We start from the raw sequence: 19,488 nt of genomic DNA, 5'->3' as shown, positions 1-19,488 counted from the left end.
GCGTGAAGTGTGGTTCAGCTTATGTAGCAGATTTCCGTCGGCCCGAAGGGCCAGGGAGCGTCCTGACGAAGCCACGCTCCATATGGACTGCGCCGTCCATCCACAGAGCACAACACAGATTGAACGAAGCTTGTCCCAGCTTGTGTCGCTAGAAAAATGGTGGGCGGTGAGAGGGTCGAACTCCCGACATCTTCGGTGTAAACGAAGCGCTCTACCACTGAGCTAACCGCCCGATCACGAGATCCATAGCGATCCCGGTGACAATCGGCAATCGGCATTTGGATGCCTTGCCGAAACAAAGGCGCGCTGCAGGAGTCCGCAGCGCGCCTATAGAGAATTGAGCAAGTCCTTAGTTGAGCGCGTCCTTGAGACCCTTGGACGGGCTGAACTTCGGCACGCGCGAAGCCGGAATCTTGATCGTCGCACCAGTCGCAGGGTTGCGGCCTTCACGCGCCTTGCGCTTTGCGACCTTGAAGGTGCCGAAGTCGGGAATACGAACTTCCTCGTCGTTCTTCATCGCACTGCGAATATGCGCGAGCACCGCATCGACAGCCGTCCCTGCCTTCTCCTTCGTGAGATCGCATTCCTTGGCAACGGCGTCGATCAAATCTTTCTTGCTCATCTGTCCGTCCTCGTGACTGGAAAAAAATGGCTGACCAGAGTGGCTGGAGACCGCGCCACTGGCGCCGCCCGATCAATCACGGTCCGCATAGCGACAGACCGTTTGCATCGGAGATAGTGGCGCACAAAAAGCCCCTAAAGATAGGACACGTCAAGGGGCAAAACGTCCCTTTAAGCCTTAAAAATCGGGCATTCCGAGCCCCAAGCCGCTCGCCGCGCGAACAGAAACGCCAATCAGCTTTTGATGACAAAAATGCGGGCGGCAATCGCGTGTTGCCACGTCGATTGCCGCCCGGATCTCTACTTCAGTCGCACCGTGACGATGCGAATAGCAACACTTCATTATCCTCAACGAGAGCATCCGTATTCGGATAACTCCGCTGAGACCGCGGTGCGATCAGTGCGCAGTGACGCGCGAGCCACCCTCGGCGCCGTCGCCTGGGACAGCCTGTGTCTCCTGCTCATCCCACTGAATCGCCTCCGGCACACGCACGAGCGCCGTCTTCACGACGTCCTCCATGCGCGCGACCGGAACGAGATCCAGCTTCGCTTTCACTTCGTCCGGGATCTCGGCGAGATCCTTCACGTTGTCCTCCGGGATCAGCACGGTCTTGATACCGCCGCGCAGTGCCGCCAGGAGCTTCTCCTTGAGGCCACCGATCGGCAGCACGCGGCCGCGCAGCGTGATCTCTCCCGTCATCGCCACGTCCTTGCGAACGGGAATGCCGGTCAAGACCGAGATGATCGCCGTCGCCATCGCAACGCCAGCCGAGGGGCCATCTTTCGGTGTCGCGCCTTCCGGCACGTGCACGTGAATGTCTTTCTTCTCGAACAGGCTCGGATGGATGCCGAACTCGACCGAACGCGAGCGCACATAGGCATTCGCGGCCTGGATCGACTCCTTCATCACATCGCGCAGGTTGCCCGTGACTGTCATCTTGCCCTTGCCGGGCATCATGACGCCTTCAATCGTAAGCAACTCGCCGCCGACTTCCGTCCAAGCAAGTCCCGTAACGATGCCGACCTGGTCCTCGAGCTCGGCTTCGCCGTACCGGTACTTCGGCACGCCGAGGTACTCGTGAACGTTCTCAGCCGTCACCGCGACCGTCTTCTTGTCGGACGTCAGGATCTCCTTCACCGCCTTGCGCGCGAGCTTGGCAACTTCACGCTCGAGCGAGCGCACGCCGGCTTCCCGCGTGTAGCGGCGGATCAGCTCGAGCAACGCGCCGTCCTCGACCACCCACTCGCCGTCTTCCAGGCCATGCGCCTGGCGCTGCTCGGTGAGGAGATGGCGTTTGGCGATCTCGACCTTCTCGTCCTCGGTGTAGCCCGCAAGACGGATGATCTCCATGCGGTCCATGAGGGCCGGCGGGATGTTCAACGTGTTCGCCGTGGTGACGAACATCACGTTCGAGAGATCGTAGTCAACCTCAAGATAGTGATCGTTGAACGTCGCGTTCTGCTCGGGATCCAAGACCTCGAGCAGAGCCGCCGCCGGATCGCCGCGGAAGTCCTGACCCATCTTGTCGATCTCGTCGAGAAGGAACAGCGGGTTGGTCCGCTTCGCCTTCTTCATCGACTGAATCACCTTGCCGGGCATCGAGCCGATGTAGGTGCGTCGGTGACCACGGATCTCCGCTTCGTCACGCACACCGCCGAGGCTCATGCGCACGAACTCACGTCCGGTCGCATTCGCGATCGACTTGCCGAGCGAAGTTTTGCCGACGCCGGGCGGACCGACGAGGCACAGAATCGGACCCTTGAGCTTGTTGGTACGCGCCTGCACCGCGAGATACTCGAGGATGCGCTCCTTGACCTTCTCAAGACCATAGTGCTCGGCGTCGAGCACCTGCTGCGCCTCTTCGAGATCCTTCTTGACCTTGCCCTTGATCCCCCACGGGATCGAAAGCAGCCAGTCGAGATAGTTGCGCACCACTGTCGCTTCGGCCGACATCGGGCTCATCTGCTTGAGCTTCTTGAGCTCCGCAGTTGCCTTGTCCTTGGCCTCCTTCGACAGCTTGGTGTTGTCGATCTTCTCCTCGAACTCAGCGATGTCATCGCGCTCTTCGGTGTCGCCGAGCTCCTTCTGAATGGCCTTCATCTGCTCATTCAGATAGTACTCGCGCTGCGTCTTCTCCATCTGCCGCTTCACGCGCGAACGGATCTTCCGCTCCACCTGCAGCACCGAGATCTCGCTCTCCATGAGCGTGTAGACCTTCTCGAGGCGATCCGACACGACCGTCGTCTCAAGCACATCTTGCTTGTCGGCGATCTTGACCGCGAGATGCGACGCGACGGTATCGGCGAGCTTCGAGTAGTCCTCGATCTGCGCGACGGTGCCGAGCACCTCCGGCGAGATCTTCTTGTTGAGCTTGACGTAGTTCTCGAACTGCGAGACCGCCGAGCGCGCAAGCGCTTCGATTTCGGCCTTCGTGCCGATGGTCTCCGAGATCCGCTCGACCTCGGCTTCGAAGTAGTTGGCGTTGTCGGTATAGCGCAGCACCTTCGCGCGCGCGGTGCCCTCGACGAGCACCTTCACCGTTCCATCCGGCAGCTTGAGGAGCTGCAGCACGGACGCCAGTGTGCCCACCTGATAGATGGCATCCGTCGCAGGATCATCGTCACCCGCGTTCTTCTGAGCGGCAAGCAGAATGTGCTTGTCCGCGCGCATGACCTCTTCCAGCGCATTGATCGATTTCTCGCGCCCCACGAAGAGCGGCACGATCATGTAGGGGAAGACGACGATGTCACGCAGTGGAAGGACTGGATAATGATCCCGTGCGGCCGTCTTGTCTTTGGTCTGCTTCTCTTCGCTCATGATCGTCACCCGTTGGAGGTTGCGCCGCACGCCTGACTGAACGCACGGTGCTTAAGACTAATTCATTAGACCGGCCCCCATTATGGCCGAAACTAACGAATCCCGCGCCGCATCTTTTCTATGGGGAAGCCCTGTGGCCACGAATGGCCGATGAGACGCCAAGATGAAGAAAGATGGGGATGGCATTTGGCCTAATCAATAACGTGCCCGCGCTTCCCCGGCCACCGCGACATTGCTGCGGATTTGGTTGCGGGCAGCACGCGGCCCGCAACCGTTGACTTAGACTTTAGGAGGCCGTCGAGCCCTTTTCCTCGGCCCGATCGGAGTAGATCCGGAGCGGTCGCGCGCCACCCTCGACAACTTCCGGCCCAATCACGACTTCCTCGACGCCCTTGAGGGCCGGCAGGTCGAACATCGTGTCGAGCAGGATGCCTTCCATGATCGAGCGGAGACCGCGTGCACCCGTCTTGCGCTCGATCGCCTTGCGCGAGATGGCGCGCAGCGCATCCTGCGTAAGCGTGAGCTTCACGTCCTCCATCTCGAACAGCCGCTGGTACTGCTTGACCAGTGCGTTCTTGGGCTCGCTCAGGATTTGCACCAGAGCCGCCTCGTCGAGGTCTTCGAGTGTCGCGATCACAGGCAAACGGCCGATGAACTCGGGGATGAGACCGAACTTCAACAGATCCTCGGGCTCGACCTCGCGAAGCACCTCACCGGTGCGGCGCTCGTCCGGCCCCATCACGCGGGCGCCGAAGCCGATCGATGTCCCCTTGCCGCGCCGCGCGATGATCTTCTCGAGACCAGCGAACGCGCCGCCGCAGATGAAAAGGATGTTCGATGTGTCGACTTGCAGGAACTCCTGCTGCGGATGCTTGCGGCCGCCCTGCGGGGGCACGCTCGCAACCGTGCCTTCCATGATCTTGAGCAACGCCTGCTGAACGCCTTCGCCCGATACATCGCGCGTAATCGACGGATTGTCGGACTTGCGCGAGATCTTGTCGATTTCGTCGATATAAACGATGCCGCGCTGCGCCCGCTCGACGTTGTAGTCTGCGTTCTGCAGCAGCTTCAGAATGATGTTCTCGACATCCTCGCCGACATAGCCCGCCTCGGTGAGCGTCGTCGCATCCGCCATCGTGAACGGCACGTCGAGGATGCGCGCGAGCGTCTGCGCGAGCAGCGTCTTACCGCAACCCGTCGGACCAACGAGCAGAATGTTCGACTTCGCGAGTTCGACGTCGTTGTTCTTCGCAGCGTGGTTGAGGCGCTTGTAGTGATTATGGACCGCGACCGAGAGCACGCGCTTGGCGTGGAACTGGCCGATCACATAGGAATCGAGCACCGAGCAGATTTCCTGCGGGGTCGGCACGCCGTCGCGCGACTTGACGAGCGTGTTCTTGTTCTCTTCCCGGATGATGTCCATACACAGCTCGACGCATTCATCGCAGATGAACACTGTCGGGCCTGCGATCAGTTTCCTGACCTCATGCTGACTTTTTCCGCAGAAAGAGCAGTATAGGGTGTTCTTTTCCTGAGCCATTCTGTTCTCTCACCCGCAGTCGGGACGCGCCCGGAAAACCCGGATTTTGGAGGCCCGAAGGCCTCCGCAACGGCAAACCCGCCGCGAGGTACAAAACCGTTTCACCCGATCTCAGCACGCTAGCGTTCCTGAGATCAAGATTCGATTAACGTCTCTCCCGCCTCCACACCCAACCGTTCGGCCTGATTACCACAACGTTGACGCCGGGTGCGCAAGGGCCAGAGACACTAGTTAAGCCGTAAAGGGGGCAATTCTAGCCTGCCAACCTTACGTGGCCCCAATGCGGCCAGGCTCATATTCCCAAACCGCATAGGTCGTTGCCCATCCAACATAGCAAGGATGGGGCAAAGGGGGCCGAAACAGGGGCCCGTGCGACGGTGGGGCACACCGCCGCTCAAATTCCCGGGCGCAGCAAGGGGTTAGGCCGGCTTGCTTTCGCTAGCCTTGGCTTCGACATCTTCGCGCTGGTTCAGAACGCGGTCGATGAGGCCGAAATCCCGCGCCTGATCGGCAGTCATGAAGTAATCGCGATCCAACGTCTTCTCGATGGTCTCGTAGGGCTGACCGGTATGCTTGACGTAGACTTCGTTCAGGCGCCGCTTCATCTTGATGATATCTTCGGCGTGACGCTCGATATCCGAGGCTTGGCCAGAGAAGCCGCCCGACGGCTGGTGAACCATGATGCGGGCATTCGGCAGCGCATAGCGCATGTCCTTGTGGCCGGCGCAGAGCAGCAGCGAGCCCATAGATGCAGCCTGGCCGATGCAAAGCGTGGCAATAGGCGGCTTCACGAACTGCATGGTGTCATAGATCGCCATGCCGGCCGTAACAACGCCGCCCGGCGAATTGATGTACATGGAGATCTCTTTCTTCGGGTTTTCGGCCTCGAGGAAGAGAAGCTGCATGCAGATCGACGCAGCCATCTGATCCTCGACCGGCCCCGTCACGAAGATGATGCGTTCCTTCAGAAGGCGTGACGGCAGATCGTAGCCGCGCTCGCCGCGGGCCGTCTGCTCGACGACCATGGGCCAGAAGGAACCGGTGATGGTGGCGACGGGATCGCGCATAGGGTCTTAGCTCCTGAGAGTGCTTTCGGAAAACTGGAACCCGCTTTCCGACAAGCAGCACGGACTGTTGAAGATTGGCTCACAAGAACACGGGGTCGTGGCAACGAGCCTGGAGATACGGACAGCCGAATCGACTGCCAGTCGAGACATCAGATCAGCATACCGGTGCGTCACTTCAAGTCCCCCCATCTCGGCGCCCCGCGCGGGCGGAGAATTTCTCCGCCCGAAGCGATGCGATTTTTCGCCGCCGCAAAGGAGAGCTAGGCCTGCGTAGCCTTCTCCAGGCTGTCCATCAGCTCCTGCCGCGAAACCTTCTTCTCCGTCGGCTTGGCCAGCTCGATCACGAAGTCGATCACCTTGTCCTCGAAGATCGGCGCGCGCAGCTCCTGCAGCGCACCCGGCGTCTTCTCGAAGTACTCGTAGACCATCTTCTCCTGGCCCGGGAAACGGCGCGCATGTTCGATGAGGGCGCGGCGCATCTCATCCTGCGTTACCTCGATCTTGTTCTTGTCGCCGATCTCGCCGACCACGAGGCCAAGGCGCACCCGCCGCTCCGCGATAGCGCGATACTCGGCCTTGGCTTCCTCTTCGGTCTTGCCCTCGTCGGCAAAGGTCTTGCCTTCGCGCTGAAGGCCTTCGGTCACCTGCCTCCAGATGCCCTCGAACTCGCGCTCGACCAGCGTCGGCGGCAGCTCGAACTTGTGTGCGGCTTCGAGCGCATCGAGAAGCTCACGCTTGAGCTTCATGCGCGACGCCTGGTCCAGCTCGATCTTGATCTGGGCCGAAACGATATCCTTCAGGTTGTCGAGGCCTTCGGTGCCCAGCCCCTTCGCGAAGTCGTCGTTGAGCTCGGCCTTCGCGGGCTTTTCGACTTCTTTGACGGTGATTGCGAAGACTGCGTCCTTGCCGGCCAGCTCCGCCACCGGGTACTCGGCAGGGAACGTCGCCTTGACGTCGCGGCTGTCGCCCTTCTTGGCACCCTTGATGCCTTCTTCGAAGCCCGGAATGAAGTTGGCGTTGCCGATCACGAGCTGCAGGTTCTCGCCCGATCCACGATCGAAGGCGACGCCATCGACGGTGCCCTTGAAGTCGATGGTGACACGGTCGCCTTCGCCTGCTTCGCGACCTTCCTCGGCAGCAAAGGACTGATTGCGTTCTGCGAGATCGGAGAGAGCCTTGTTGAGCTGCTCGTCATCCACTTCGACCACCAGCCGCTCGAGCTTGAGCGACTTGAAATCTGTCAGCGCGACTTCCGGCAACACCTCGAAGCTCATCTCGTAGGCGAGATCGGCCTTGCCATCGACGACGCTTTCGATCTCGGCTGCATTCTCGGCAAGCGAGATGTCCGGCATCATGGCCGGACGCTCTTTGCGGTCGACGATCGCCTTGTTCGACGTCTCGCGGATCGTCTCCTGCAGCACATCGTTCATGACCGAGCGGCCATAAACTTTCTTGATGTGCGCAAGCGGAACCTTACCCTTGCGGAAGCCCTTGAGCTGCACCTGATCCTTGATCCGGTCGAGATGCGCCGAAAAGCGCTCGCCGAGCTCATCTGCTCCGACCACGACCTTGAGCTTGCGCTTGAGGCCTTCCGAACTCGTTTCCGTAACCTGCATGACGTCTTGCTGCCTTCGCTCGCTCGTTCAACTCTTCGCCGCCTCAGCGGCGGTGTCCCTTCCCTCAGTAGCCCTGGTGCGGACGGAGGGACTCGAACCCCCACGACTTTCGCCACTGGAACCTAAATCCAGCGCGTCTACCAATTCCGCCACGCCCGCTTAGAGCTAGATCGCCTGAGATCGTATGACCTCGAACGTGAATCATGCGCTAGATCAATTGCGTAGACCACGTTAACCGAGCGCCGGGAACCTTGCGGCCCGGCCCAGATGGACCAGCGTAAACAGGGATGCCGGCCCGGTTCGGGACCAAAAGGCCGCGCCAGGATGGGCACATATACAAGCGGGCCCACCCTAAGATCAATCGACAATGTTTCCGGGCCGTGCCGGGCCGCCTATTCGCCCGGAGCCGGATGCGAGCCCTCGGGGGCCGCCCCCGGGCGGCGGCGTCCCGCAAGGGCACTCGTGATCACGTAGAACACCGGCGTGAAGATCAGGCCAAAGAGCGTCACGCCAAGCATGCCCGAGAACACCGCCGTCCCGAGCGACTGGCGCATCTCGGCACCCGCCCCCGTCGCTAGAACGAGCGGCACCACGCCCAGGATGAACGCCAGCGACGTCATGAGGATCGGCCGGAGCCGCGTCCGCGCAGCGGTGACCGCCGCTTCATAGCGTGTCATGCCGGACTCTTCCGCCTGCTTCGCGAACTCGACGATGAGGATCGCATTCTTGGCCGCTAGACCCACAAGCACAACGAGGCCGATCTCGACAAGGATGTTGCGATCGAGGCCCATGATGTTCACGCCGATCATCGCCGCCAGGATACACATGGGCACGATGAGGATGACCGCGAGCGGCAACAACCAGCTTTCGTAGAGCGCCGCCAGCACCAGGAACACGAACACGACCGCAAGGCCGAAGGCCACGATCGCGGTATTGCCCGCAAGCTTCTCCTGCAGCGCTATTTCCGTCCATTCGAAGCCGAAGCCCGCGGGCAGCCCCGTCTCGACGATGTGCTCGATCGACGCGATGCCCTGCCCGGACGAGAAGCCGCGCGCGAGCCCCACCTGCACTTCCGCAGCCGGGAACAAGTTGTAGCGCGGAACGCGATACGGACCCGTGGTGTCGGAGAATGTCGCGACGGAGCCCAACGGTACCATATCTCCGGAAACACTTCGCGTCTTGAGGTTCGCAACGTCGCGTAACGTCTCGCGGAACGGGTTGTCCGCCTGCGCCGTCACGCGGTACGTGCGCCCCAGAATGTTGAAGTCATTGACGAACGCAGAGCCCATATAAATCGACAGCGCTTCGAACACTCGGCCGATCGGCACGCCGAGCTGCTCGGCCTTCGTGCGGTCGATTTCAGCCCAGATCTGGGGCGTGCGCGTGTTGAAGAGCGTGAAGGGCTGCACGATGCCCGGAACGTGCCCCGCGCCCCCCGCAACGGCCCAGGCCGCCCCCTCGAGCGCCGGATAGCCGCGCCCGCCGCGGTCCTGGACATAGCCCTTGAGACCGCCGCCGGTCCCGATGCCCGGAACGGATGGCGGTTCGATCACGAACGCGAACGCCTCCTTGAGGGTCGCCATCTGCTGGCGAAGATCGGCCAGGATCTGATCCTTCGTAATCCCGGCCTTGATGCGATCCTCGAAGCTGTCGAGACGCACGAAGATAACCGCCGTGTTCGGTGCGTTGGTGAAGGTCGCGCCGTCGAAGCCGGCGAACGCCACAGCATCCGACACGCCCGTCCGCTGCAGCATGAGTTCGGAGGCCTTGCGTACGACCGCGTCGGTGCGATCGAGCGTCGATCCCGGCGGGAGCTGGAACGCCGTGATGAAGTAGGTGCGATCAAGCTGAGGGATCAGGCCTGTCGGCGTCCGCAGCAACCGGTCGCCGGTGAGGAACAGCAAGCCGCCATAGAGGATGAGCAGGATCAAAGGTAGCCGGATCAGCCGGCCCGTGAGCCACGCATAGCCGTGCGACAGGCCGTCGAACAGTGCGTTGAAGCCCCTGAAAAACACCCGGATCGGCGCACCGAGGATCCGCCCTGCCCATCCTTGCTTCTCATGATGCACATGCGGCTTCAAGAGCAGCGCGGCAAGCGCAGGGGACAACGTCAGCGACACGAAGCACGAGATGGCGGTCGACGCCGCAATCGTGATCGCAAACTGCTTGTAGAACGTACCTTGAAGGCCGGAGATAAAGGCCGTCGGAACGAACACCGCGATCAACGTCGCCGTAATGGCGATGAGCGCCCCGCCCACCTCATCCATGGTTTGGTGGGCCGCTTCCTTGGGCGACAGGCCCTCGGACAGTTTCCGTTCGACGTTCTCGACCACGACGATCGCGTCGTCGACGACGATACCAATCGCGAGCACCAGTCCGAACAGCGACAGCGTATTGAACGAGACGCCGAGCGCAGCCATGACGATGAACGCGCCGACGAGCGACACCGGAATGGCGATGATCGGAATGACGGCCGCGCGCCAGGTTTGCAGGAAGAGGATGACGACCAGCACCACCAGAATGAGCGCTTCGATGAAGGTGTCGATCACCGCGTCGATGGAGTAGCGGATGAAGTCCGTCGGGTTGTAGACGATGGTGTAAGCAAGGCCGGACGGGAAGTCTTTGGCCAGTGTCTCCATCTCGGCTTTGACTGCAGCAGCCGTCGCCAGCGCGTTGGACCCCGGGCGCTGGAACAGCACGACGGCCGTAGCCACCTTGTTCGAGAGATACGCGTTGACCGTGTAATCCTGCGAGCCGAGCTCGACGCGCGCGACGTCCTTGACGCGCACGATGTCGCCGTGCTCGCCCGCTTTGACGACGATGTTCTCGAACTCCTCGACAGTCGAAAGCCGGCCGAGCGTATGAACGGAGAGCGTGAACGCGCCGGGCGAGGACGCGGGCGGCTGATTGATCGAGCCGGCAGCCACCTGCAGGTTCGCCCCGCGCAGCGCGGCCACGACCTCGCTTGCCGTCATGTCGCGCGACGCAATCTTCGCCGGGTCGAGCCAGATGCGCATCGAATAATCACGCGCACCGAACACGCGCGAGTCGCCGATGCCGTCGATGCGCGCCAGCCGGTCACGCACGTAGAGCGTCGCGTAGTTCGAAATGTACTGCTGGTCGCGCGAGCCGTCCGGCGAAATCATGTGCACGACCATCATCAGGTCGGGCGACGCCTTGAGCACAGTAAGACCAAGCCGGCGCACGTCTTCCGGCAGGCGAGGCTCGGCGATGGACACACGGTTCTGCACCAGAACCTGGGCCTGATCGATGTCCGTCCCCGGCTTGAACACCACGCTGATCGACAGGCGGCCGTCACCCGTCGACTGCGACGTGATGTACAGCATGTTATCGACGCCGTTCACCTCCTGCTCGATCGGCGCCGCGACCGTCTCGGCGATAACCGAGGCGGACGCACCCGGGTAGGTGGCGGAAATGTTCACCGTCGGCGGCGCGATATCCGGGTATTCGGCAATAGGAAGCGCCGCACCCGCAATGACGCCGACAATGGTCAGAATGACCGAGAGGACGGTCGCAAAGATCGGACGATCGATAAAGAAATGAGAAAAGCGCATCGGTCACTTCCGGGGCGTCGGCCCGTTTGAGCTGCTTACTTGCCCGCGTTGGCTGCCGCCGTTTTGATCTCACCCGGCTGTGTTGCGACCTTCGCGCCTGGACGCACCATCGGATTGGCGAGGCCGTCGAGAACGACCTTGTCCGAGGGATTGAGCCCGCCCGTCACGACCCGCAGTCCTTCCACAATCGGTCCGAGCTTCACCGGCGCTGCCTTGACCACGCCGTCGTCGCCGACCACGAACACGATCTTGCTCATCTGGTCCGAAACGACCGCGCTATCGGGCACGAGAAGCGCGTCCGCTTCGCCGCCGAACAATCTCAAGCGCGCAAAGACGCCCGGCGCAAAAATCTGATCCTTGTTTTCCAGGATGGCGCGCCCGCGCATCGTGCCCGAGCGTGGATTGAACTGGTTGTCGAGGAAGTCCATCGTGCCCTTGTGCGTCCAGTCCGTTTCATCCGCGAGCCGGATGAGCACCGGATTCGGCTCGTCGCGGGCTTTCCTCTCCCCGGTCAGGCCTTGACGCATGTATCGCAAGTAGTCGGATTCCGACGTATCGAAGAGGAAATGGATGGGATCGAGCGAAACGATGGTCGTCAGCAGGGTCGTGCCCTGCGCTCCGCCAATCACAAGGTTGCCGATGTCGACTTTTCGGTCCGAAATACGCCCCGAGATCGGCGCCTTGACCACCGTCCACTCGAGATTGAGCTCGGCGTTCTTGAGGTTCGCTTCCGTGACCTGAAGCTGGGCTTCCGTGACGCTGAGATTTGCACTTCTCTGCGTGAAGTCGCGTTCCGTGACCGCACCCGATTTAACGAGTGGTGCCGCGCGCTCGACTTCGCTCATCGCGAGCGCCACCTGAGCTCTGGCGCGCGCAATCTCTGCCCGAGCACTTTCCGCCGCAATTTCGAACGGACGGGGATCGATCGTGAAGAGCGGATCGCCGACATTTACGATCTGGCCGTCCCTGAAGTGGATCTTGTCGACGAAGCCCGAGACTCGCGGCCGCACTTCTACGGTCTGAACCGCCTCGAAACGGCCCGAGTATTCGTCCCAAATCGTGATCCGCTTGGCGATCGGCTGAGCCACGGAGACCGACGGCGTCGGGGGACCTTGTGCTTGGAGCTTGGACACACAAATGACATTGGCCGCTGTCAGCGCCAGGAGCGCTCCAAGCACGTGTATGTAGCGACTCATGAATCCCCTCTTCGCCGGCTGCCTTGCCGTATCCCTTACGGCCTTAATCTATAAACAGTTCAGTCGCACGATGCACGGCGCATGGATGTCTCGGCCAAGCCCCCGCTTCCGCACCGAAACGCTCCGTGGCAGGAGCGGTGCTGGCCAGATCGGGAGTTCTGCGCTAGGGGACAAGAGGGAAATGCACCACAGAGACGTAAAAAAGAAAGTACGAACGTGACGGGCTCGAAATTTGATCGCCGGCAGATCATCGCCGGAGCTGCAGCAGTCGGATTGGCGAATACGCTGAATGGGATCGGATCGGTCCAGGCCGGAACGTCCGCGACCGGAATGGAAGGCCTGAGTGTCCCGCCCGGCGTCGACCTCGGACCAGCCCAAGCTTTTTCGTTCGACATCCTCGCCGAACGCGCCGCGAAGAACGCCCAAAGTCCTTGGGAAGCCACGCCCGTCATCTCGCCCGACATCCTCGACCAGATTGATTACGACGCCTACCAGGCCATTCGCTTCCGCCCCGAAATGAGCATCATGGTCGACGCGAAACGCGCGTTCCCTGTCCAGCTCTTCCATCTCGGCAAGTTCTCGCGTGAGCCGGTTCACATCCACCTCGTCCGCAACGAGGAGTCTCGCGAGGTCCTCTATAACGCAAACCTCTTCGACACACCGGCCGGACACCCGGCCCGCAACCTCGCCCCAGGGGTTGGCTTTGCCGGTTTCCGCATCATGGCGCCGGATCTAAAGACCGATTGGCTGGCATTCCTCGGCGCGTCCTACTTCCGGACATCCGGGCCGTTCAACCAGTATGGTCTCTCCGCGCGCGGTCTGGCCATCAACACCGGTTCAGCAACCGAACCGGAGGAATTCCCCCGCTTCACCGAGTTCTGGCTCGATACCACCGCAAGCAAAGGGAACGTGCTCGTCCTCTACGCTCTGTTGGATAGCCCGAGCGTCACCGGCGCATATCGCTTCACGTCCCAGCGCTCCGTCGACAAGAACAACATCGCGCGCATCGACATGGAGATCGAAACGCGCCTCTTCGCGCGCAAAGACATCACGCGCCTTGGTGTGGCGCCCTTCTCCAGCATGTACTGGTACGGAGAAACCAGCAGGCGCCAGGTCGTCGATTGGCGACCGGAGATTCACGACTCCGACGGACTCGCCATGTGGACGGGGTCCGGCGAGCGCATCTGGCGCCCGCTCAACAACCCGCCGCGCGTCATGAGCAATGCGTTCGTCGACAACAATATCCGCGGCTTCGGCCTGCTTCAGCGTGACCGAGATTTCGTGCACTACCTGGATGACAGCGTGTTCTACGAACGCCGCGCGTCCGTTTGGGTCGAGCCGCTCGATCCGTTCGGCGAGGGCGAGGTGCATCTGCTCGAGATCCCGACCGACGACGAGATCCACGACAACATCGCCGCCTACTGGTGTCCGAAGGAACCGTTCAAGGCAGGCGCAAACCGGCGTTATCACTATCGGCTGCGCTGGCTCGACGACATCCCGTTTCCGAACAACCTGGCCAGGGCCACTGCGACCTGGACCGGCGTCGGCGGACGCCCTGGGCACAAGCGGCCCGAAGGCGTCCGGAAATTCGTCATCGATTTCCAGGGGGCAGCGTTCAAGGGCCTCGGACGTGAGGATGGTGTAGAACTCGTCGTCACGCCGTCACGCGGCGTGTTGAGCAATGCCTACTCCCATCCCGTCGTGGATCAAAAGGAGCGTTGGCGCGCCCTGTTCGACCTGGAGGCAACCGGCCCGGACCCCGTCGACATCCGCGCCTACCTGCACAAGGACGACCGCGCGCTCACCGAGACCTGGGTCTTCCAGTACTTCCCTGAGCCGTGAGCTAGACTGGACACCGGACCGGGCAGAGGAACGCGAAACCTGCTCAGCTCTTGGCCGGACCGGTCTCGACCGGCGTATCCAGCTTCTCCTGCCCCCACTCGGCCCACGAGCCGTCGTAGACGGCCGCGCTGGTCTGTCCGAGGACGCTGAGCGCCAACGACAGCATCGAAGCCGTGACGCCCGAGCCGCACGTCGTGACGACCGGCTTCAGTGGATCGATCCCTACGTCCCGGAAGATCTTCTCGAGCTCAGCCTGCGATTTGAGCGTTCCATCCGCGTTGAGGATCGTGGCCGACGGCACGTTCTTGGAACCGGGAATATGCCCGCCGCGCAGACCCGCCCGCGGCTCCGGCTCAGTACCTTCGAAACGCCCCTTCGGACGCGCATCGACGATCTGCATGGATCCGTTCGCGACATAGCTCTTCATGTCGTCGAGATCGCGAACGAGAGAGTTGTTGAGCAACGGTGTGAAATGGCGCGCCGTACGCGGGATGGGCGGCATGTCCTCGAGCGGACGGCCCTCGGCCTTCCACTTCTTGAGGCCGCCGTTCAGCACCGCGACATCCTGATGTCCCATCGCGCGGAACGTCCACCACACGCGCGCAGCCGAGAACAGGCCATAGGTGTCATAGACGACAATCCGCATGCCGTCGCCCACGCCCATCTTCTTCATGCGCGAAGCGAACTTCGGCGTCGGAGGAAGCATGTGCGGCAGCAGCGACTTCTCGTCGACGAGGTCCTCGATATCGAAGAAGAGCGCGCCCGGAATATGCTCGGCCATGTACTCGGCCTTTGCGTCGCGACCGGAATTCGGCAGGTGCCAGGAGCCGTCGAACACGATCAAGTCGGGCGCATCGAGGTGTTCTGCGAGCCACTCCGTCTCGACGATCCAGTTCTTGGCACTCTTCGGCACGAAACCCTCCTTGAAATCCCTTCGACCCCACTCGCAGGATCACGCTCAGCCGCGAAACCTTGGCCGTGGCGATGAGCCCGAATAACGGGATGTTACAGCTCGCAAATCGGCCCGCTCGTCCAGGCGGCGGGCTGCATGTTGGCGCGTACCCTAATGGCGCGGTGCCGCAGCCGCAAGGGGCGGCAGGCTGCGGGGCTCCAACACGAAAAGCTCGTGCCGGACCAATATTTTGACCAACGTAAGCTTACACAATTGTATTGGCCCTAGGGCACCTTTTCCCCTCGACTCCCATTGGTCGGCCTCCCAGCCGCGTCCACATGCAGGGTACCCGCATCGCAAGATAGTGAGGTAGTCCCATGTCAGTCTTCGATCGATCGCTCAATGCAGCAACGCTAACCGCCTGCCTTTTTATGGCCGCCGCGACAGGGCCAGCCTGGGCTCACAGTGGCGGAAGCAGCGGCGGAAGCACCTCCCACGGCACTTCCCCGGGCGTGCACTTCTCACCGGCGCATATGGCCGGACACAACGCCACCCGTGCCAACCCGATGACGATGACACCATCAGCGAAAAAGCAAGGCGCCCTAAGCGACAACGCGGCTGCCGCAGAATCCACGATCCTGCCACCTCCCAATCCGTCCTTTGGTGCGGTTTGCCAAGGCGAAACAAGCGCCAATTGCGAAGCCACCCTGCAGTCGCGCTTGGATGCCAGTGACGGCGACCCCAACCCGATCTGGCAGACGCCAATCCCAACGATTGTCCCGCCCACTCCGGCTGCGCCCGCGATCACCGAACCGCTTGTGCAAACCGGTCCCATCGTGGAGCAAAGTGGCGGCAGCAGTCCCCCGCTCACACAAGGGGGTGGCCCCACCCTCGCCGATTGCATGTCGCTCTGGGAGCCCTCCGTCCACATGACGAAAGCGCTTTGGAAATCGACGTGCATTCGAACCATGAACGGCATCGACATGCCGGACGACGGCCTTGGTCTCGGAAAGATAGGATCTTCGAAGGCGGGCGGCTGACAGCGCCTCCTGAAGCCATCACATCCTGAGACCGCTAACCGGCGGCCATCGGTGGATGCCGTGCATCCCCGCGCCGGTTGGCGCGCCGGACATAGGTAATCGACGCATCAGGATGCTCGGCCTTCACCCGCAAAGCAGCGATGAGCGCGTCCTCCGCGTCCACGATTTGATGCAGGGGCCTGCCGTTCAGCTTCAGCCCGACAGCAAACTGCACATGTCCGTTCATTATCGCGACCTCTCACGCCACGACTTCTGAAACGTCGCTGATTTGAGGCGGATAGTTCGCCCTCATGTCGTCGGCGTTCCAGATGCCCTCGGCGTAGCGTCTCCCGCCCTCGCCTGTCACCTTTACATCGGTGAAACCGGCTGTTCGGAATTTGTCGGCGATCGCATCGTTGCTCGCCAGACGCTCAACGAAACCGAGAGTGATGGTGGTCTTGTAGCGCTTCCCGCGTTGAAGCGTGAAATTCATGGCCCACACGCCTCCATTTTGGTTTGGCAGCAAGTATAGCAGACGCTTTCGCACTTGGCAGCCGTCGAGCGCCCGTCCGGAAGCGCATTCTGCTTTTTGTGCGATGCACGAAATCTCCGCGCGCGGCCGCCTATGTGCCTGCAGAACTTCGGCACAGTCGTACTTATCCAGTTTTTCCACTGAAGATGCGCACACGAATAAGCGGCTGCATCTTCGATGAAATTGCTCCGCGCGCAGCGTTCGGCGCCGTTGCTGCGCCCCACCGCAGATTGACACCTTGGAGTTCAATCAGACAACGTCAAGTTAGGCGGGGGGGGCCAAGCTATGTCGAATGCAACGCAACGACCGACGCGCCAAGCGTGGCTGGCTCGACTTCTTTTTGGCTGGTTGTCGTTCGTCGTCTTTGTCGCCGTTGCGCTTCCGGCGCTTGGAACACTCCAGGCTCTGAAGCTCATCCGCATTTCATGGATGTATTCGCCGCTCGGGCATCATCTCATTGCGGCCGGAATTCTCGCCACTGCGTTCCTCGTCTGCTCCAAGGCGATCTATAAACAGTGTGAGCGGCTGAGCGACTGGCTGTTAGAACCAGCATCCGACAGGAATAGATGGGTGCTCGTGATCCTCCCATTGATCATCATCACGAGCTACGCATGGCAGTTACACATCGGGTTTGCTCACCGAGGCGCACCCGGCTGGACTTACGCCAACATCAAAGATTTCGTCCGAGCGGAAGCCCCGGCTGATGTCAATTTTCCCAAGAACATGGAGCGCGGAGCCTTTGCCGCGGCACTGAGACCGGAAGCGTTCCCTTACGTCAAGCGCACCGGATACGCCTCCGCTGAAGTGATGTTTCTCCATTTTTCCGACGGCACCATGCGCCCAGCGAACTTCGAATTGGCAATGGTCAGCTGGCCGCGATCGACGTTCGGCTTGGCAAAGGACAATGTGCGTCACGGCGACAAGCTCATCCAACTCGTACGACACAACCTTGCTGCGCGACGGGAAGGCCGAAAATTTCTTCTGCCGGAGAGCATCAGCTATCCGAGCCACCTCAGCTACCAGCGCATAGACTACAGCGGCTACCCCTCTGAGGACACGCTTTCCGGCATCTCACTCTGGGAGGTCGTCGCCAAAGTCGATACCGACAAGGTCGATGTCGTCGGAGCCAAACTTTTGTCACAGGTGAACCAATGAACGCGCTTAGCGGATTTATCGACTTCCAGGGGCGTCCTCGCCCGACCGCCGCCCTTCATTGCTATCTTATCCAGGCCGTCGCGTTTGGTCTCGCCATCTATCTGTTCAGCTCCTGGAACCTTTCCAGCATCGCCTTTATTCCCGATGAAGCTTTTTCCCGGCTCAGCAGAGCCAAGCTGCACTCATATTGGAAGACGCCCTGGTTCCACTATACGACCTTTCAATTCATCTATGACTTCGTCCCGCGCCCAAGCGCGACGACCATTAGAAATCTCCAGTTTGTAATTATTGGATCCGCATTTTTCGGACTACTCGGCATCTTCCCTCGCATCATGGCGTGGGTGGCCTTCATCCTAGGCGCTCATTTGATCGGTGGCTTCCTCCAAGCCAGCGATACGATCGACGCATCAACCACCGTAATTCAGTTTCTCCTGCTGGTCGTCGCGATCTTTCCAAGAGACGCGTACTACACCATTCGACGCTTCCGCCCGCTCGAGTTGAACGACAAGTATCACGGCCCGTATTTTCTGATCCTCTTCTTCATGATGATGTACTATTGCCTCTCCGCCATAAACAAAATCGTGGACATCGGGCCGGATTGGTTTCTTCAAGCGCGACTTGACCTTTTCTCGGTCCATGCGATCGAACGATCGCTTTTCGTGTCGACGATATCGACTTCGATGTGGTTCAGCAGCATCCTATCAAACTACGAACTCGCAACTGTCTCCGCCTTCCTGGTGCTCGTCATCGAGTTGATGGCCCCCCTCGCCTTGTTCGTCCCGCGGCTCATTCCGCTCTTTGTGCTGTATTTTGCGAGTATGCATTTCAGCATCTACCTGTCACACGGCTACGGGTATTGGTCGAACATGTGCGTGGACCTTCTGCTGCTTCCATACACAAGCATTGCGTTGTGGTACGCCCGCAGACAGAACCTCCGACCCCTCGCAGAGTTCGAACTCGCTGCCAAGCCCTAGGCTACGATGGCCTCACGGCACAAGCTTGCCGATGCCCTCCGAAAATTGATGCCACCGAGACGCTCCGGAACCGCCTGGCTTGGCTCGAAGTTGAAGTTGGAGGCGATGGCACTGTAGAATGCGCTTCAAGTGCGTGGGGCGAGCAGGCTTGTCTCCCCTCGTCGGTGCCCATCGTTGCTATGCAAAGATTGAGCACTCACTCCTCTCTGAACCCATTTGAATGGGGAACATCGAGATGGCTACGCAAAACTTGTCCGCTGATCCTGATTTTGAAAGCCACGTTCAAACATACCATAGCTTCCTCCGTGGTGCGGCCAGCTTCATCGCGCTTGCTGCTGTCATACTGATCTTGATGGCCTACTTCCTGCTGTAGCCACACCGTGCCAGAGCGGATTTCGAGCACAGCGCAAATGAGCGCTGACGATGGCGTATGCCGGTGCCGTCCCTACCGATGATTGGACGGTATGCGGCATCCGAACTCACCGCGACCAATCATACCGAGCTGAAAGGAAATCATGCGGCGAGGGAACGCGCGTCCGTCAAATCGTGTTGATCACACGGGTCGGTGTGAAAAGGAGAAGAAAAAGATGAGAACACGACCGATCTTGCTTTGCACCAGCTTCGCAGCGCTCGCTCTTGCT

14 protein-coding genes, 2 tRNA genes and 1 pseudogene are annotated in these 19,488 nt (G+C 60.8%); 5 read left to right on the top strand and 12 right to left on the bottom strand.

What is annotated here, in order from left to right; all coding sequences use genetic code 11:
• Positions 1-157 precede the first annotated feature (157 nt).
• The 9 genes and pseudogenes from VHO05_RS15855 to VHO05_RS15815 all read right to left on the bottom strand — a co-directional run bounded on the left by VHO05_RS15855 (position 158) and on the right by VHO05_RS15815 (position 12,433).
• Positions 158-232 (bottom strand) — tRNA-Val (locus VHO05_RS15855).
• 117 nt (positions 233-349) lie between these two features.
• A pseudogene (locus VHO05_RS15850) lies at positions 350-628 on the bottom strand (HU family DNA-binding protein); the annotation flags it as partial.
• Between the two features lie 390 nt (positions 629-1,018).
• Positions 1,019-3,439 carry an endopeptidase La gene (gene lon / locus VHO05_RS15845; protein WP_329647588.1) on the bottom strand — a complete coding sequence of 807 codons (2,421 nt, stop codon included), beginning with the start codon at positions 3,437-3,439 and terminating at the stop codon, positions 1,019-1,021.
• Between the two features lie 286 nt (positions 3,440-3,725).
• Positions 3,726-4,979, bottom strand: a complete 1,254-nt coding sequence (clpX, locus tag VHO05_RS15840) for an ATP-dependent Clp protease ATP-binding subunit ClpX (protein WP_329647587.1) — start codon at positions 4,977-4,979, stop codon at positions 3,726-3,728.
• A gap of 419 nt (positions 4,980-5,398) precedes the next feature.
• Positions 5,399-6,046, bottom strand: a complete 648-nt coding sequence (locus VHO05_RS15835) for an ATP-dependent Clp protease proteolytic subunit (protein ID WP_329647586.1) — start codon at positions 6,044-6,046, stop codon at positions 5,399-5,401.
• A 260-nt stretch (positions 6,047-6,306) separates the two neighbouring features.
• Positions 6,307-7,662, bottom strand: a complete 1,356-nt coding sequence (gene tig / locus VHO05_RS15830; protein ID WP_329647585.1) for a trigger factor — start codon at positions 7,660-7,662, stop codon at positions 6,307-6,309.
• A gap of 74 nt (positions 7,663-7,736) precedes the next feature.
• A tRNA-Leu gene (locus tag VHO05_RS15825) sits at positions 7,737-7,821 on the bottom strand.
• Between the two features lie 233 nt (positions 7,822-8,054).
• Positions 8,055-11,237, bottom strand: a complete 3,183-nt coding sequence (locus tag VHO05_RS15820) for a multidrug efflux RND transporter permease subunit (RefSeq protein WP_329647584.1) — start codon at positions 11,235-11,237, stop codon at positions 8,055-8,057.
• A 35-nt stretch (positions 11,238-11,272) separates the two neighbouring features.
• Entirely contained in the window at positions 11,273-12,433 is a 1,161-nt protein-coding gene (locus VHO05_RS15815; protein ID WP_329647583.1) for an efflux RND transporter periplasmic adaptor subunit, read from the bottom strand.
• Positions 12,434-12,649: 216 nt separating this feature from the next.
• On the opposite strand from VHO05_RS15815, the gene VHO05_RS15810 reads away from it, so the two are divergent.
• Positions 12,650-14,275, top strand: coding sequence for a glucan biosynthesis protein (locus VHO05_RS15810; protein ID WP_329647582.1), 1,626 nt, complete (start codon positions 12,650-12,652; stop codon positions 14,273-14,275).
• 43 nt (positions 14,276-14,318) lie between these two features.
• On the opposite strand, the gene sseA is transcribed toward VHO05_RS15810, so the two are convergent.
• Entirely contained in the window at positions 14,319-15,188 is an 870-nt protein-coding gene (gene sseA / locus VHO05_RS15805) for a 3-mercaptopyruvate sulfurtransferase (protein ID WP_329647581.1), read from the bottom strand.
• Positions 15,189-15,544: 356 nt separating this feature from the next.
• Here sseA and VHO05_RS15800 point away from each other — a divergent pair, with 356 nt between their 5' ends.
• Positions 15,545-16,207, top strand: a complete 663-nt coding sequence (locus VHO05_RS15800; protein WP_329647580.1) for a hypothetical protein — start codon at positions 15,545-15,547, stop codon at positions 16,205-16,207.
• A gap of 34 nt (positions 16,208-16,241) precedes the next feature.
• Here VHO05_RS15800 and VHO05_RS15795 read toward each other — a convergent pair whose 3' ends face one another.
• Together VHO05_RS15795 and VHO05_RS15790 are read right to left on the bottom strand one after the other, a co-directional pair.
• Positions 16,242-16,433 (bottom strand): hypothetical protein, encoded by a 192-nt coding sequence (locus VHO05_RS15795; protein WP_329647579.1) that lies wholly within the window; start codon positions 16,431-16,433, stop codon positions 16,242-16,244.
• A 12-nt stretch (positions 16,434-16,445) separates the two neighbouring features.
• Positions 16,446-16,679 (bottom strand): hypothetical protein, encoded by a 234-nt coding sequence (locus VHO05_RS15790; protein ID WP_329647578.1) that lies wholly within the window; start codon positions 16,677-16,679, stop codon positions 16,446-16,448.
• A gap of 324 nt (positions 16,680-17,003) precedes the next feature.
• Here VHO05_RS15790 and VHO05_RS15785 point away from each other — a divergent pair, with 324 nt between their 5' ends.
• The 3 genes from VHO05_RS15785 to VHO05_RS15775 all read left to right on the top strand — a co-directional run bounded on the left by VHO05_RS15785 (position 17,004) and on the right by VHO05_RS15775 (position 19,220).
• The gene (locus VHO05_RS15785) at positions 17,004-17,873 is read left to right on the top strand and encodes a hypothetical protein (RefSeq protein ID WP_329647577.1); all 870 of its coding nucleotides are present in this window, start codon (positions 17,004-17,006) and stop codon (positions 17,871-17,873) included.
• A complete protein-coding gene (locus VHO05_RS15780) occupies positions 17,870-18,847 on the top strand; it encodes a hypothetical protein (protein WP_329647576.1) in 978 nt (325 codons plus the stop codon). The genes VHO05_RS15785 and VHO05_RS15780 overlap by 4 nt, the downstream gene beginning before the upstream one ends.
• A gap of 235 nt (positions 18,848-19,082) precedes the next feature.
• Complete coding sequence (locus VHO05_RS15775; RefSeq protein WP_329647575.1) at positions 19,083-19,220, top strand: aa3-type cytochrome c oxidase subunit IV; 138 nt, start codon at positions 19,083-19,085, stop codon at positions 19,218-19,220.
• The last annotated feature ends 268 nt before the right edge of the window (positions 19,221-19,488 follow it).

The sequence above is a fragment of the Hyphomicrobium sp. genome, from assembly GCF_036262015.1.
GTDB lineage: Bacteria > Pseudomonadota > Alphaproteobacteria > Rhizobiales > Hyphomicrobiaceae > Hyphomicrobium_C.
The sequence above is the reverse complement of the archived record's forward strand: the minus strand, read 5'-3'. Positions and strand labels throughout refer to the sequence as shown.